This window comes from Actibacterium lipolyticum (genome assembly GCF_900184935.1).
GTDB classification, from domain to species: Bacteria; Pseudomonadota; Alphaproteobacteria; order Rhodobacterales; family Rhodobacteraceae; genus Actibacterium_A; species Actibacterium_A lipolyticum.
This window is the reverse complement of the sequence record NZ_FXYE01000001.1, coordinates 83,224-98,248: the sequence shown is the minus strand read 5'-3', so window position 1 is coordinate 98,248 and position 15,025 is coordinate 83,224. Positions and strand designations below refer to the sequence as shown.

Sequence of the window (15,025 nt, the reverse complement as noted above, 5' to 3'; positions counted from 1 at the left end):
ACATAGTGACGAGTGAAAAGAAACCCAGAGCGCTTGGCGATGCAACACAATGCTGTGGCCAAGAGGTGACATAGGCGAGTCTCCGCACCGCAGGTGTGGACAAGACAGGAACACAAGCACCCATGCGACAGTCAGAGCTTGAAAAGGGCCTAACAGAGCTGCGGAACGCGCGCCGTGCAAGCGCGGGGCTGTTCGGCGCCGTGCTTCTGTTCAGTATTTTCGTAAACCTGCTGATGCTGACCGGCCCGCTGTTTATGCTTCAGGTCTATGACCGCGTTCTAAGCAGCCGGTCCGAAGAAACGCTGTTGGCGCTTGCGGTCCTTGTGGCCTTCCTGTTCCTGATGATGGGCCTGCTGGATCACGCGCGCAGCCGTGTGATGGCGCGCGCAGCCGCGCGCTTTCAGTCGTTGCTGGACGCACGGGTCTTTTCCGCGGTCTTACGCAAAGCGGCCGTTGCCAAAGGGAACGAACCGCCCGCATCCGGGTTGCGCGACCTAGAAGCCGTGCAACGGTTCATGTCCTCGCCCGCGCTGATGGCGTTTTTTGACATCCCTTGGACACCGATCTTTCTGCTTGGGATCTTTATCTTTCAGAAATGGCTAGGTGTCTTGGCGTTGACGGGTGGCTTCATTCTGATTGCAGTTGCTATTCTGAACCGCTGGCGCACCCGCGCCCCTGCTTTGGAAGCTGCGCTTTCGTCCAATCAGGCGGATCATCTGGCCACGCAACTTCGCGCCGAGGCCGAAGCCGTGCGCAGCCTTGGCATGCAAGGCGCCGCCTTTGAGCGGTGGGAGATCGCGCGCGTTAAGGCGCAAGAGCTTCAACTGACAGCCAATGACCGCGCAGGCGGTTTTACCACCACAACCAAGACCCTGCGCATGTTTCTGCAATCGGCCATGCTTGGGCTTGGTGCTTATCTTGTTCTGCACGGAGAGATGACCGCTGGCGGGATGATTGCCGCCTCTATCCTGATGGGGCGCGCACTGGCACCGGTTGAACAGGTCATTGGCCAATGGTCCCTGCTTCAGGCGGCCGCGAAGGGCTGGAACGAACTCGGAGAGCTTTTGGCCGATATCCCAGAAGACCCTGAACGCACCCCCCTGCCACGCCCCAAAGCCCTGTTAGAGGTGCAACAGCTAACCGTCGTACCCCCCGGCGAACAGCAGGCCGCATTGCGCATGGTGGCGTTCAAACTGGAACCCGGCCAGGCGCTTGGGGTGATCGGGCAATCTGGGTCAGGTAAGTCAACGTTGGCGCGGGCCCTGACGGGTGTGTGGCGCCCTGCTGGTGGGCGCATCCGGTTGGATGGTGCATCGCTTGATCAATACGACCCAGATGTCTTGGGCAGCCACATCGGTTATCTGCCGCAGCGGGTTACGCTGTTTGATGGCACCATTGCCGAAAACATCGCCAAGCTGGCCTTGAACCCAGACCCAGACATGGTTGTCGCCGCCGCCAAAAAGGCCGCAGCGCATGATATGATCGTCCGCCTTCCCGACGGGTATGACACACGCGTTTCCTCGGCTGGGGGGCGGCTTTCGGGCGGGCAAATGCAACGTATCGGTTTGGCCCGTGCGATGTACGGCAACCCCGTGCTTCTGGTGTTGGACGAACCGAATTCCAACCTTGATAGCGAAGGGTCCGAGGCCCTGAACGCGGCCATCCGCCAGATGAAGGCAGAGGGTGGGTCAATTTTGATCATGGCGCACCGCCCTGCCGCCATCCAAGAATGTGAAATGCTTCTGGTGTTGGAAGCTGGCGCACGCAAAGCCTTTGGCCCGCGCGACGAGGTGCTAAAATCAATGGTTAAAAACTATGGCGAGATTAAACGCTCTACCGGCAGCGGAGGCGTGACATGACCCAGACGCCCCCCCGCAAATGGTCTGCGCGCGCGCCGCTGACCCTTGGCTTCATCGCGCTGTTGTTGCTGCTGGGTGGTTTCGGCACTTGGGCGGTAATGGCCAACATTTCTGGCGCAATCGTCGCCGGTGGCCAGATCGAAGTTGATCAAAACCGGCAGGTCGTTCAGCACCCCGACGGCGGCGTTGTCGCCAAGATCGACGTGGAAGAAGGCCAGTTTGTCGAAGCCGGTGAGGTTCTGATCGAACTGGATTCATCCCTTCTTGCGTCGGAATTCGCGATTGTTGAAAGCCAACTGTTCGAAGTCATGGCCCGCCGTGGCCGTCTGACGGCGGAACGTGATGGCAAGCCCACCGTGACGTTCAACGATGAACTTACCGCCGTCGCTGCTGAGCGCCCAAAGGTCGCAGAACTGACCGACGGCCAGACCCGGCTTTTCAAAGCCCGCGAAGAAAGCCTTCTGAAAGAGACCGAACAACTTGAAAAACGCCGCGCCCAGATTGCTGATCAGGTGATCGGCATTCAGGCACAGCAGGTTGCGCTGCAATCGCAGCTGGATTTGATCGGTCAGGAATTGGTCGATCAGCAAAGCTTGTTGGACAAGGGGCTGGCGCAAGCCTCGCGGGTGTTGTCGCTGCAACGCGAAGACGCCCGCCTGTTGGGCGAAGTTGGTGAATTGGCGGCCAGCGTTGCCCAAGCCAAAGGGCAAATAACCGAGATCGATATCGAAATCCTGAAACTGGGCACCACGCGGCGCGAAGAGGCGATCAGCCAACTGCGCGATCTACAATACCGCGAGCTGGAGCTGATCGAACGCCGCCAATCGCTGCGCGAACAACTGAACCGGCTGGAAATCCGATCACCCGTTCCTGGCATAGTCTATGACCTGACGGTATTCGCCCAACGCTCGGTCATTCAGGCGGCGGAACCGGTTCTTTATATCGTACCCCAAGATCGCCCCTTGGTGATCGCTGCGCGCGTTGATCCGATCCACGTGGACGAGGTGTTCGTCACCCAACCCGTGATCGTGCGATTTGCGACGTTTGACAGCCGCACCACCCCGGAACTTGAAGGCTTTGTTACCAAAGTCTCCGCTGATGCGTTTGTGGATGAACGCACGCAGGCCAGCTTTTACCGGGCCGAAATCGTGCTTGGCGAAGGTGAAGTGGAAAAGCTGGGAGAGTTGAAGATCGTGCCCGGCATGCCCGTCGAAGCGTTCATTCGCACATCCGACCGCTCACCGCTGGCTTATCTGATCAAACCGCTTGCCGATTATTTCAACCGCGCCTTCCGCGAAAGCTAACTTTAAGGTTTCTTGCGCCGTCGCCTGCCGTTAGCGTCAGCGCAAACCTTAGAAGGAGCAATTGGATGAGCAATAAGATTGAGGCCCGTCTGGCCGAACTTGGCGTGACCCTTCCCCAAGCGCCCGCACCTGCCGCGAATTACGTACCTTACGTGATTTCCGGCAACTTGGTGTACGTGTCTGGCCAGGTTTCGATGGATGAAAACGGCTTTATCACAGGCAAGCTTGGCGAAGACATGGCCGCAGAGGCCGGCGCAAACGCCGCCAAGACCTGTGCGATCGGCCTGTTGGCCCAAGTCAAAGCCGCCTGTGATGGCGACTTGGACCGCTTGGCGCGCGTGGTAAAGCTGACCGGTTTTGTGAATTCCACCCCCGCATTTGGCGACCAGCCTAAGGTGGTGAACGGTGCGTCTGATTTTCTGGTCGAAGCGTTGGGCGACATCGGGCGCCATTCCCGTTCGGCGGTCAGCGCGGCTTCGTTGCCCTTTGGCGTCGCGGTTGAGATCGAAGGCATTTTCGAACTCAAATGACCGCGCTGCCCAACGCCCTTTTAACCACCCCGCTGGCCCACCGCGCCTTTCATGACAAGGCGCAGGGGCGGCCCGAAAACTCCATCGCTGCTATTCGCGCGGCGGTGGCTGCGGGCTATGGCATCGAAATTGATGTTCAGCCCTCGGCCGACGGTGTGGCGATGGTCTTTCATGATTATGACCTTGGGCGTTTGACCGCGCACAAAGGCCCCATTCGCCAGCGCAGCGCCGCTGAGCTTGCCCAGATTGGGTTACTGGGTGGTAACGAAGCAGTGCCGACATTGGCCGCCGTTCTGGCCGAAGTTGCCGGGCATGTGCCACTGTTGATTGAGATTAAGGATCAGGACGGGGTGATGGGCCCAAACGTTGGCGCGCTTGAAGACGCGGTTGCCGATGACCTGAAAGCCTATCAGGGCGATGTTGCGTTGATGTCGTTCAACCCACATTCAGTGTTCGCTTTGGCAAAATCCGCGCCCAACCGTCCGCGCGGGATCACCACCTGCGGCTATCACGCCGAGGATTGGCCGCTGTTGCCCGAACCGACACGCGCAAAGCTGCGCACGATACCGGATTACCGCGATGTCGGGGCCAGCTTCATCAGCCACGGCTGGCAAGACCTGAAAGACCCGCGCGTGGCAGAACTGAAATCAGCAGGCGCCAAGGTCTTGTGCTGGACGATCCGCTCAACCTCGGACGAGGCCACGGCCCGTCAGGTGGCCGACAACATTACCTTCGAAGGATACAAAGCCGCCCTACCTTGACCACGCCGCAGCGCGGCACAAGTATTAAAGAAAGTCAGCGCCGGGGCCCGATGTCAGACACTCAGATCGAAATCAGTATCTTCAACAGCCTCTCCGACATCTCGGCAGAGGAATGGGATGCCTGCGCCAGCCCTGAAACCGCTGATGGTGGGCGACCCGTTGATCCGTTTACCACGCATCGCTTTCTGTCCGCGCTGGAAGAAAGCGGCTCTGTCGGTCAGGGAACCGGCTGGCAGCCACGGTATTTGGCCGCACGAGCCGGGGGCGGGCTGATCGGCACCGCGCCGCTTTATGTGAAAAGCCACAGTCAGGGCGAATATATTTTCGACCACAACTGGGCGCAGGCCTATGAACGTGCAGGCGGGCGGTATTTCCCGAAATTCCAGATTGCCGTGCCCTTCACCCCCGCCACCGGGCGGCGGTTTCTGGTGCGCCCTGAATTTCAGGAAATGGCGCAGGCTGCGTTGGTTCAGGGGGCCGTGCAACTGGCCGCTGAAAACAGCATCTCATCCGTCCACATCACGTTTTGCACCGAAGAAGAGGCCATCGCCGGTGAACAGATGGGCCTGATGCACCGCATCACGCAACAGTTCCACTGGGTGAACAACGGCTACACCACGTTTGACGATTTTCTGGCCACACTCTCTTCGCGCAAGCGAAAGAACATCCGAAAAGAGCGCGCCACGGCCCAAGCCTTTGGCGGGCGCATCCACGCGCTGACCGGCGATCAGATTGAGCCAGAACATTGGGATGCCTTCTGGCGCTTTTATCAGGACACCGGCGCAAGAAAATGGGGAACCCCTTACCTGACTCGTGCGTTCTTCGACATAGCGCAGGAAACCATGCGCGATGACATGATGCTGATTATGGCGGAAAGGGATGGGCAATACGTGGCCGGTGCGTTGAACTTTGTTGGCAGGGACGTGCTTTTTGGGCGTTACTGGGGCGCAATCGAAGACCACCCCTGCCTGCATTTCGAAGCGTGCTATTATCAGGCGATCGACTATGCGATTGCCCACGGGCTTGGCCGGGTCGAAGCTGGCGCACAGGGTGAACACAAACTGGCGCGTGGGTATCTGCCGGTAACAACCCATTCGCTGCATTGGGTCGCCGATCAGGGCTTTGCCCGCGCAATTGGCGAATATCTAAACGCGGAACGCGAAGCCGTGGACGAAGAGATTGAAATCTTAACCAGCTATGGCCCGTTCAAAAAAACCACGTCGGAGGACGAATGACCGAAAAACTGACCGGAACCGCCCGCGATGCCGCCCTAGCCCCTTTGCTGGAAAACGGGTGGAACATGGCCGAAGGGCGCGACGCCATCGCCAAAACCTTCGCCTTCGCCAATTTCATTGATGCGTTCGGCTGGATGACACGCGTTGCCATTTGGGCCGAAAAATGGAACCACCACCCAGAATGGGCAAACGTCTATAAAACCGTTGAAGTCACGCTGACGACACATGATGCGGGCGGGCTTAGCGACCTTGACGTGAAACTCGCAAGAAAAATGGACCAACTGGCAGACTGATGGAAAAGCTACTTACGACCGAAATCATCGACGGCAAAACGCTGGGCGATGTGCTGACGCTGGAATTTCTGGCCTCGATCACTGGCAACGTTATTGCTGCGATCCTGATCCTGTTTGCCGGCATGATGCTGTCGCGATGGGCCAGCGGGCGCATCCGCGCACTTGGTGAAAAACACGCGCGGCTGGATGAAACCCTGTTCAACTTTCTGGGCAACATCACGCGATACGCGGTGTTGGGCTTCACGGTTCTGATCGTCCTGAACACCTTCGGCATTCAGACCACTTCATTGGTCGCTGTTATCGGTGCTGCGGGTCTAGCCATTGGTCTGGCGCTTCAGGGTACGCTTTCGAACGTGGCGGCGGGCGTGATGATTATCTTCTTTCGCCCCATCAAAACCGGCGATTTCGTAGAGGTGAACGGCCAAAGCGGCACGGTCAAAGACATCACCCTGAACTTTATCGAACTGGCGTCGACCGGGAACGTGCAGATCATCATCCCCAACGCCCAAGTTTGGGGAAACACGATCACCAACTATTCGGTCTATGACACCCGCCGTGCGGAATGGATATTTGGCGTGGGTTATGGCGCGAACCTTGCGGATGCGGAAAAGATCATTCGCGATACGATCATGGCCGATCCACGCAGCCGACCAGAACCCGCACCGTTTGTGCAGGTCAATAACCTGAACGCCAGCTCGGTTGATTTTCTGGCGCGCGTCTGGGTGAATTCAGGTGATTATTTCGCCTATCAGGCCGACATGAAGCGCAAGGTGAAAGAGGCGTTGGATGAAGGCGGTATCGACATCCCATTCCCCACCCGCACGATGGTCATGCAACAAGGTGCCGAAGCTTAGGCACGCCCAAAGCGTAACGTGCTGCCACCCCGCGGTGGCAGCACAATATTCGCCGACCCCTTAGTTCGTGATCGGGGACAGCAGGTCTTTGTTCAACACAAGGTTCCGCACACCGTGGGCGTGATCCTCGTCGAACGGGTTGTCTGAAAGCCAAGTCGCAAGCGAGTTGATGTCGAGCTTTATGACCTTCGGGCTTACGCTCCACGTCACCTTATAAGGCGACCCTTCTTCGTTATAGCCCGGACCGGTCGTAGAACCGGCATAGACCACAGGCGTTCCAAGATCGGTTGGAAGCTGTGTCACCTGATACAGATCACCGACCTGCTCAATCTTTGCCATCTCTAAGAAATTCGCCGCGCTGGTTTCGTTGACCAACACGGCAACGACCGTGTCCACGCGCAGTTGTGGGGTGGTGCCATCATCGCTGACGCACGCGCCAAGGGTTGGGCCAGGGCTGACCGCCGCCGATGAATGCACGAAATGAATTTCGATTGTGTCGCCGGGCACCAAATCGCCGTGATCGCTTGCGCCAATTGTCGTACCAACTGGGGCCAGCTCTGCCTCGGCCAGTTCGCCGTCGTATTTAAAACCGGTGCCGTATCCGTGACCGTCGCCATTACCGGCATAGGTCGTAAATTCGCCGCCCTTGTGTTCGGCATTTTCATGGAAATGAATATTGCAAAGATTCATCGTCGTCCGCGTGGGCGAAATGTCGAACGTGACAGCGTTCACACCTTCAATCGCATCGATATCGCGAGGAGATTGAGGCCCGAACCCAGCACCAGCGGTTGACGCTGCAAGCGCTGCACGCTGTTCAGCAATAACCGTATCCGAAACGTTGTCATGTGAACCGGCGACAAAATAGTCGTAGGCCGCATAACCACCCGCCGCGATGGCCGCGGCGCATATTGCATAAGATATTGTATTCACAGTTACTCCTACGAGAAGTTAGTTTGGCTGTGCAACCGGAGGCTGCTTTGATATCGAACACACCATGGCAAAAGCAGCATCCACAATGCAACTATTTTTGACACATTATTGACAAAGTTTTGCCTCACCTCGCGTCAGCGGTATCGCCTTCGTGAGTGCGTTGATCCAAGCATCCATCCGAAAAGATTGGGGCGCCCTAAGGCGCCCCGGATCGATTTAGATTGCGTCCAACAGGGACTCGCCTGCTGAAATCTCGCATTCGCCGGGGCTGGCTTCTTCGTTCAGCACCTTCACGACACCGTCTTCGACATACATCGCATAGCGTTTGGAACGGGCCATGAGGCCAGCAGGGGGTGCGGTAAAATCCATGCCGATGGCTTTGGTGAACTCGCTGCCTGCGTCGCCCAGAACGGTCACGCCGCCAGCGGTTGCACCGGTCGCCTCGTCCCATGCTTGCAGCACGAACGGGTCGTTGACGGAAACGCAGATCACCTCATCGATGCCCTTGTCGGCAAACGCGGCGCGCGTGCGGATAAAGCTGGGCATGTGCGCGGAATGGCAGGTCGGGGTGAACGCGCCGGGCACAGCAAAGATCACCACTTTGCGGCCGGACAGCTTGTCACCAAGGGAAACCGCTTCGGGGCCAGCGGCCCCAATTTTCACGAAAGTCGCCTCTGGCAGCTTATCACCAACGGAAATCGTCATTTTGCATCCTCCTCACGGATTGCTATGGGCTTAACTGAAGTTATAGGTTCCCTGCGAACAGGGGCCAGAAAGAAAAGGACATTTAATATGTCTCATATTGTTGTGATCGGTGCAGGACAGGCCGGAAGTGCATTGGTTGCGAAGCTTAGAGCGCTGGATTTCACTGGTAAAATCACCCTGATCGGCGAAGAAGGCGTGCCCCCCTATCAACGCCCGCCCCTTTCCAAGAAATATTTGCTGGGCGAGATGGAGGTCGAACGGCTCTATCTGCGGCCGGAGAGTTTTTATCAGGACAACGGAATCGATCTGTTGTTAAGCGACACAGCCGTTTCGATTGATCGCGCAGACAAAGTGGTCGTCGCTGGCGGCAAGGCTATTGCCTATGACCAGCTGGCCCTGACCACCGGATCCGTCCCGCGCCGCCTGCCCGGTTCCATCGGCGGCACGCTTGAAGGCGTGCACGTGGTGCGCACCTTGGCTGATGTGGATGAAATGGCCCCCGCCTGTGTCGAAGGCGCGCGTGTTTTGATCATCGGCGGTGGGTACATCGGGCTAGAGGCGGCCGCTGTCGCCGCATCGCGCGGGCTGAACGTTACCTTGGTGGAAATGGCCGACCGTATTCTGCAACGCGTCGCCGCCCCTGAAACCTCCGACTTTTTCCGCGACCTTCACAAAGGCCATGGCGTCGACATGCGCGAAGGTGTTGGGCTGACGCGCCTGTTGGGCGAAGGGCACGTTACCGGGGCAGAGCTTAGCGATGGCACGGTACTGGATGTGGATTTCGTCATCGTCGGCGTTGGCATCACGCCCGCCACAGAGCTGGCCGAGGCCGCGGGCGTAACCATCGATAACGGGATCGCGGTTGACGAATTTGGCCGCACGTCTGACCCGGTAATTTGGTCCGCGGGGGATTGCGCCTCGTTCCCATACAAAGGCAATCGCATGCGGCTGGAAAGCGTGCAGAACGCCATTGATCAGGCCGAACTTGTGGCCGCAAACATGTTGGGGGCTGAAAAAGCCTATGCCCCTTACCCTTGGTTCTGGTCCGACCAATATGACGTGAAGCTGCAAATCGCCGGGTTGAACACCGGATACGACCGCGTTGTCGTGCGCAATGACGGTGATGGCCAATCGCACTGGTACTATGCGGGTGAAACGCTGTTGGCGGTCGATGCGATGAACGACCCACGCGCCTATATGATCGGCAAGCGCCTTTTGGAAATGGGAAAATCACCATCCCCTGACCTGATCGCTGATCCGGCGACCGAACTTAAACCCCTGCTAAAAGCGTGAGGATCATTGCCGGAAAGCATCGCGGGCTAACGCTTGCATCCGTGGGCAAAGGGGATGCCGGTGCGCATCTGCGCCCCACGACCGACCGTGTGCGCGAAAGCCTGTTTAACCTGCTTTTGAACGGTGGCTACGGCAATCCGGTGGCCGACGCGCGGGTGCTGGATCTGTTCGCGGGCACCGGGGCGCTGGGGTTAGAGGCGCTATCGCGCGGCGCGACGCATGTTACGTTTGTCGATGACGGCAACAAGGCGCGCGCGTTGATTCAGGAAAACATCCGCAAATGCCGTGCCGAAGGCGTGACCACACTAAACCGGCGCGATGCGACACGGCTGGGTGAGAATACAGATACGCCCTACGACCTTGTCTTTTTGGACCCCCCCTATGGCAAAGGGCTGGGCGCAAAGGCGCTGACCGCTGCCGAAACTGGTGGCTGGTTGGCCGACGACGCCCTGATCGTTTGGGAGGAAAGCACGCCACAAGACGCTCCCGCTGGTTTCACCCTTTTGGACCAACGTAAATACGGCGATACCCACATCTCTATCCTGCAGGCAGGCACAACATGACCCCAAAAGCTGTGATTTTCGACTGCGACGGCGTGCTGGTCGATAGCGAACCGCAAAGCAATGTCATCCTGGTCGAAAACCTAAAGCGGCACGGCCTTCCATTGACGCAGGACGAGTGTGAGCACCTGTTCATCGGTGGCGCAATGCGTTCTGTCGGGGATCGCGCGCGCGAAATGGGCGCGGACCTGCCCGACAACTGGATCGACGAGATCTATTCAGAAATCTACGCCAGCCTTCGCCAAGGCACGCCCAAAGTGCAGGGCATTGATACGGTTCTGGACAGGTTGGATGCGGCGAATATTCCCTACGCGGTCGGATCGAACGGCAGTGAAGAAAAGATGGACATCACGCTTGGTCAAACCGGGCTGAAACAGCGGTTCGGGGGGCGTATTTTTTCAGCGCATACCTACGAAACAGCCAAACCCGACCCTCAGCTATTTCTGATCGCGGCCAAGGCATTGGGGGTTGCGGCAACGGATTGTGCTGTGGTCGATGACAGCCCCGCCGGGTGTATCGCGGCGCGACGGGCCGGGATGCGCTGCTTTGGATTTGCCGAACGCACCGCCCCCGATCGTCTGGCTGACGAAGGGGCGGAACCCGTTGCTTCGATGGCGGATCTGTTGGCAAAGCTAGGCGTTTGAGCCCACGCTAAGACAGCTAACACATTCTGATTTTTTTACTTTATGATCAAAGCACTACGGCAACACGCGCCAAAAGAATGTGGCGTCTCTTGATATGTTATTGACTGCTTATGCACGCCATGATTGCGTGAGCGATAACATAGTAAATTGCGTTCAAAGGGCCGCCCCATGCTTTTTCGAGTTTTTGTTTATATTGCGTTACCGTTTGCGATCTTCCCCTTTGTTCCGTTTCTAAAGGGCAGCACCCTTTCAATCGTCTTGCTTCCGGTCCTTATCATCCTAATTGCGATCCTTGTCGGGCTTAGCATCCGGGAGGCAATGCTTCGGCGATTTGGGTCAAAGGCGACTAGGCTTTTGCTTAAGTTCCGTTGGTATTCTGGCAACCCACGGCATCATAAGAAGGTCGAAGTGCTGGCTGATAAAATCGCCGAACACTTCAACTTGACGTTCGATGCCAGTGATCCCGAAGAAGCAAAAAGACTTGAAACAATGTTCAAGTCGCTTCGAGCGACCAATCGAACGTCGCCGCCAGTCTTCCAATATCCACTGTCGCCCAAACGGCTGTTGCAAAAGCTTGCCGTAAGCGCCGAGCGCGTGCCGGAAGAAAAGCAGCTGCAGTTTTTGAATCTGGCCTTCGCCGTAAACGCACGGACCCTGAATGCCGGCACTAATCCAGGCATTTTGGCGCGGATGGCACGAAGCTGGAACCGTTTGGTCTCTGATGTTCTTTGGCAAAAGAAAATTCGCCACGTCGAAGAATTGGCCCAAATCGGCAAGTCCGATCCGGGTGCGCACTGGTATCTATATTATTCGGAAGAACCTCGCACGCACGGGGGGAAACCGGCGAAACCAAAGGCCTATTTGTGGGCCGTCGCCACAAGCATGTTCAATGCCGTGGATATGGCAGAGCGTCCGGTGAATGTACGGTTCTTGCCGCTTGGCTATCAGCGGCGCCTGATCGCCCTTGGCGTCGCCATCGAAGGTTCTGATCGTGACTATGAGCGCAAGCGGCGCAGCCATCGTAAATTTGCCGACATCCTGCGGCGTGCGCGTCAGTTGGTTGAACTTACCGAAGAGGGTCCAGCGCCTTGCACCGAAGCCCAAGAAGCCGATCAGCCCTCCGGCGAAATCGCAGCGCTTTTGGACGCACAGAGCGTTCCCGGTATCTATCTGCGGCGACTGTGGCCCATTGGTCAGGAAGCAACCGGGCACAGCTATCTTGGTGGCCGCCCTTGCCTGCCATCCTCTATCGCGTGGCCGTTGCATGGCGAAACTGGCCTGCCAATGCATTTCCTTGCGCAGATTGACTGCAGCGACCTTCCAAAGTCAGAGGCAACCTCCGTGCTGCCCGCTGAAGGGCAACTTATGTTCTTTGCAGATCTGGACGAGGAAATGGTGTGGGAAGATACGCCCGACGCACCGGCCGCAACCCGCGTCGTTTATGTGCCCGCCGATCAGGTAACAAACCAAGAAGCCGAACTGCCCGATTTGCTTCCCGAAATTAACCATGCCTACGGCGAGCCGTCCGGGTACTTTGCGAGGAAGGGCGTGAAAGAATACGCCAAATGGCCCGTCACCTATCATCCGGTGAATACTTTCAGCATGTCCCCAGATCAGGAACGATCCAACCCCGATCTGGCCTCACATGCCCAACAGGCGCTTAACAACCAGCTTTCCGGGCTTCTTCCCGAGCAACAAAACAACACGCAAACACGCCTGTTCAGTGTTGATGAAAGACCCACCGAAAATGTCCACCACTTGGCAACGGACGATGCCGGGAAACCGCTGAAAACGGTCTCGTTTGATCCGTCCTCTCGTGGTCCGCGCTTTCCCTATTGCGGTGCGGTGATCAAAGGCATCGGGCTGGCACTGGCGCAAGAAGTGGCGCAGCGGCAAGAAACCATGAAACTGCGCGCCCCCAAGAACGAGGAAGAGCAGGCGCGTAATGACGCAACATCGCGCGACCTGAACGACCTGCTTGAGGAAATTAACAAGTTTTGCAGCGACATCGCCGACACCCCTGACAAGACGCCGCTAGAACCGGAAATGCGCAAGGCGGTGATTGACTGGCTTCAAACCCAAGCGCGTCATGGCAAGCTAGGCTTCCACATCATGGCCGAACGCGCGATCGGCACGACCTTGCTTCAGTCTGCGCAGAAAGCGGTGACAGACAAATCAATTCGCGACTGTTTGGGCCCAGAAGTCTTTTCCTGCTATGCAGGCACGCTGGCCCCAAGCCCCAATCAGTCAGAACATATTCTGCTTGGTGCGACACAGTCGAAAACCAACAGCACTGAACAAGGCGGCATCAAATTGCTAACCTTGGACAGCGACTATGGCATGGGCTTTATGTTCTGCGACCTCGGTATGGCAGAGTTCTGGATCATGCCCGAAGACCTGAAAGAACTCCGCTTTGACCGGGCGTATGGGGCAACGGCGGGCTTTTAGCGCGTCAGCCCCAAGTGGGGTGGAACTTACCCGCAGGGGATGAGGTGAAAATCTCAAACCCTGTGGCGGTCACACCGACCGAATGCTCGAACTGCGCAGACAAGGATTTGTCGCGCGTTACGGCGGTCCAGTCATCGGCCAGCACTTTGGTTTCTGGGCGACCAAGGTTCACCATCGGCTCGATGGTAAAGAACATGCCTTCTTCCAACACCGGGCCAGTCCCAGCGCGGCCATAGTGCAGCACATTGGGCGGCGCGTGGAACACGCGGCCAAGCCCATGACCACAGAAGTCGCGAACAACGCTCATCCGGTGGCCTTCGACGAAGCTTTGGATCGCGTGGCCGATATCGCCGAAGGTATTGCCCGGCTTAACCGTTTCGATCCCGCGCATCAGGGCGTCATGAGTCACGTCGATCAAACGCTCTGCTTTGCGCGACAGCTTGCCAGCCACATACATGCGGCTTGTGTCACCGAACCATCCATCGACAATCACTGTGACGTCGATATTCAGGATGTCGCCATCCTTCAGCCGCTTGTCGCCGGGGATGCCGTGACACACCACGTGATTGACCGAAATACACGAGGCATGCTGATACCCCTTATAGCCAATCGTGGCCGAGGTCGCGCCAGCCGCCGTCACCTTTTCGGTGATGATACGATCCAGTTCGCCTGTCGTCTGACCGACGACAACAAATTCCGCGATCTCATCCAGAATTTCAGCGGCCAGTTTCCCGGCCGCATGCATCCCCGCGAAATCCGCAGGTTCGTAAATTCTGATACCGTCCCGCGTCATGCGGCCTTTGGCGCCTTCGTCCAATGGTAACTCCTTCGACTTTGGCAAACTAAATAGTGCCGTTTCCCACCAAACGCCAGAGGCGCGCTATTGGTTGACCTTTATTGGCCCACCAAGGTTTACGCCCTGTGGTGAAATCCGGGTGTCATAACACAATACCTCGACCCCGGCATCGCGGGCCATATCAAAAGCTTGCGCATATTTAGGGTCGATATCTGCGGCCAAACTGAACATCCGGCAATCTGTGCGCTGTACAAGATAAAGCATCACCGCGCGGTGTCCGTCGGCCACCATATTTGATAATTCGGCCAAATGTTTGCTTCCACGCGCCGTTACACTGTCGGGAAATTCGGCCAATTCGCCTCCACGGCACAGGGTCACGCTTTTCACCTCAACATACATATCCGGCAGGTCCGGTTCGCTTAGCAGGAAATCAATGCGGCTGCGTTCGCCGTATTTGACCTCGGGGCGGACAGTGCCATAGCGCGCAAGCTCCGCCACCTCACGCGCCTCAAGCGCGGCCTTCAGCGCACGGTTGGGAACAGAGGTATCAACCCCCGTGAAGTGCCCGTTTTCATGATCAACCAGCCGCCAGCCGTATTTCAGCTTTTTGCGCGGGTCGTCGTTGGGCTCTAACCAGATTTTCATGCCGGGTTCAGCCAACCCCATCATGGACCCGGGGTTGGGGCAATGGGCTGTAACCTCTTGCCCGGTGTCCAACGTGACATCGGCCAGAAAGCGTTTGTAGCGGCGTATCAGCCGGGCGGGCACAAGAGGGGTTTGAAAGCGCATATTCGCCACCTATACCCAAGGTAA

The 15,025-nt window shown here is 57.6% G+C and carries 15 protein-coding genes; 11 read left to right on the top strand and 4 right to left on the bottom strand.

The features are described from left to right. The first annotated feature begins 122 nt into the window (after positions 1 to 122). From COL8621_RS00445 to COL8621_RS00415, 7 genes are all read left to right on the top strand, one after another. Complete coding sequence (locus COL8621_RS00445) at positions 123 to 1,859, top strand: type I secretion system permease/ATPase (protein ID WP_093965185.1); 1,737 nt, start codon at positions 123 to 125, stop codon at positions 1,857 to 1,859. After that, positions 1,856 to 3,163, top strand: a complete 1,308-nt coding sequence (locus COL8621_RS00440; protein WP_093965182.1) for an HlyD family type I secretion periplasmic adaptor subunit — start codon at positions 1,856 to 1,858, stop codon at positions 3,161 to 3,163. Before COL8621_RS00445 ends, COL8621_RS00440 begins: the two co-directional genes overlap by 4 nt. A gap of 65 nt (positions 3,164 to 3,228) precedes the next feature. Further along, the gene (locus COL8621_RS00435; RefSeq protein WP_093965181.1) at positions 3,229 to 3,693 is read left to right on the top strand and encodes a RidA family protein; all 465 of its coding nucleotides are present in this window, start codon (positions 3,229 to 3,231) and stop codon (positions 3,691 to 3,693) included. Beyond that, on the top strand, positions 3,690 to 4,454 hold the full coding sequence (locus tag COL8621_RS00430; protein ID WP_093965178.1) for a glycerophosphodiester phosphodiesterase family protein: 765 nt from the start codon (positions 3,690 to 3,692) through the stop codon (positions 4,452 to 4,454). Before COL8621_RS00435 ends, COL8621_RS00430 begins: the two co-directional genes overlap by 4 nt. A gap of 50 nt (positions 4,455 to 4,504) precedes the next feature. After that, positions 4,505 to 5,689, top strand: coding sequence for a GNAT family N-acetyltransferase (locus COL8621_RS00425; RefSeq protein ID WP_093966842.1), 1,185 nt, complete (start codon positions 4,505 to 4,507; stop codon positions 5,687 to 5,689). Beyond that, positions 5,686 to 5,982, top strand: a complete 297-nt coding sequence (locus COL8621_RS00420; RefSeq protein ID WP_093965176.1) for a 4a-hydroxytetrahydrobiopterin dehydratase — start codon at positions 5,686 to 5,688, stop codon at positions 5,980 to 5,982. Before COL8621_RS00425 ends, COL8621_RS00420 begins: the two co-directional genes overlap by 4 nt. Further along, complete coding sequence (locus COL8621_RS00415; RefSeq protein ID WP_093965173.1) at positions 5,982 to 6,836, top strand: mechanosensitive ion channel family protein; 855 nt, start codon at positions 5,982 to 5,984, stop codon at positions 6,834 to 6,836. The genes COL8621_RS00420 and COL8621_RS00415 overlap by 1 nt, the downstream gene beginning before the upstream one ends. Positions 6,837 to 6,896: 60 nt before the next feature. On the opposite strand, the gene COL8621_RS00410 is transcribed toward COL8621_RS00415, so the two are convergent. Together COL8621_RS00410 and COL8621_RS00405 are read right to left on the bottom strand one after the other, a co-directional pair. Continuing rightward, positions 6,897 to 7,766, bottom strand: coding sequence for a delta-class carbonic anhydrase (locus tag COL8621_RS00410; RefSeq protein WP_235823661.1), 870 nt, complete (start codon positions 7,764 to 7,766; stop codon positions 6,897 to 6,899). A 216-nt stretch (positions 7,767 to 7,982) separates the two neighbouring features. Next, a complete protein-coding gene (locus COL8621_RS00405; protein WP_093965171.1) occupies positions 7,983 to 8,471 on the bottom strand; it encodes a peroxiredoxin in 489 nt (162 codons plus the stop codon). An 87-nt stretch (positions 8,472 to 8,558) separates the two neighbouring features. Here COL8621_RS00405 and COL8621_RS00400 point away from each other — a divergent pair, with 87 nt between their 5' ends. The 4 genes from COL8621_RS00400 to COL8621_RS00385 all read left to right on the top strand — a co-directional run bounded on the left by COL8621_RS00400 (position 8,559) and on the right by COL8621_RS00385 (position 13,416). Next, positions 8,559 to 9,764 carry an NAD(P)/FAD-dependent oxidoreductase gene (locus tag COL8621_RS00400; protein WP_093965169.1) on the top strand — a complete coding sequence of 402 codons (1,206 nt, stop codon included), beginning with the start codon at positions 8,559 to 8,561 and terminating at the stop codon, positions 9,762 to 9,764. Next, a complete protein-coding gene (gene rsmD, locus COL8621_RS00395; RefSeq protein ID WP_093965166.1) occupies positions 9,761 to 10,327 on the top strand; it encodes a 16S rRNA (guanine(966)-N(2))-methyltransferase RsmD in 567 nt (188 codons plus the stop codon). The genes COL8621_RS00400 and rsmD overlap by 4 nt, the downstream gene beginning before the upstream one ends. Next, positions 10,324 to 10,968, top strand: coding sequence for an HAD family hydrolase (locus tag COL8621_RS00390; protein WP_093965164.1), 645 nt, complete (start codon positions 10,324 to 10,326; stop codon positions 10,966 to 10,968). Before rsmD ends, COL8621_RS00390 begins: the two co-directional genes overlap by 4 nt. A gap of 168 nt (positions 10,969 to 11,136) precedes the next feature. Then, complete coding sequence (locus COL8621_RS00385; RefSeq protein WP_093965162.1) at positions 11,137 to 13,416, top strand: DUF1963 domain-containing protein; 2,280 nt, start codon at positions 11,137 to 11,139, stop codon at positions 13,414 to 13,416. A gap of 4 nt (positions 13,417 to 13,420) precedes the next feature. Here COL8621_RS00385 and map read toward each other — a convergent pair whose 3' ends face one another. Then, on the bottom strand, positions 13,421 to 14,209 hold the full coding sequence (map, locus tag COL8621_RS00380; protein ID WP_093966840.1) for a type I methionyl aminopeptidase: 789 nt from the start codon (positions 14,207 to 14,209) through the stop codon (positions 13,421 to 13,423). Between the two features lie 87 nt (positions 14,210 to 14,296). Then, positions 14,297 to 15,001 (bottom strand): DNA/RNA nuclease SfsA, encoded by a 705-nt coding sequence (gene sfsA / locus COL8621_RS00375; RefSeq protein ID WP_093965159.1) that lies wholly within the window; start codon positions 14,999 to 15,001, stop codon positions 14,297 to 14,299. Positions 15,002 to 15,025 lie beyond the last annotated feature (24 nt).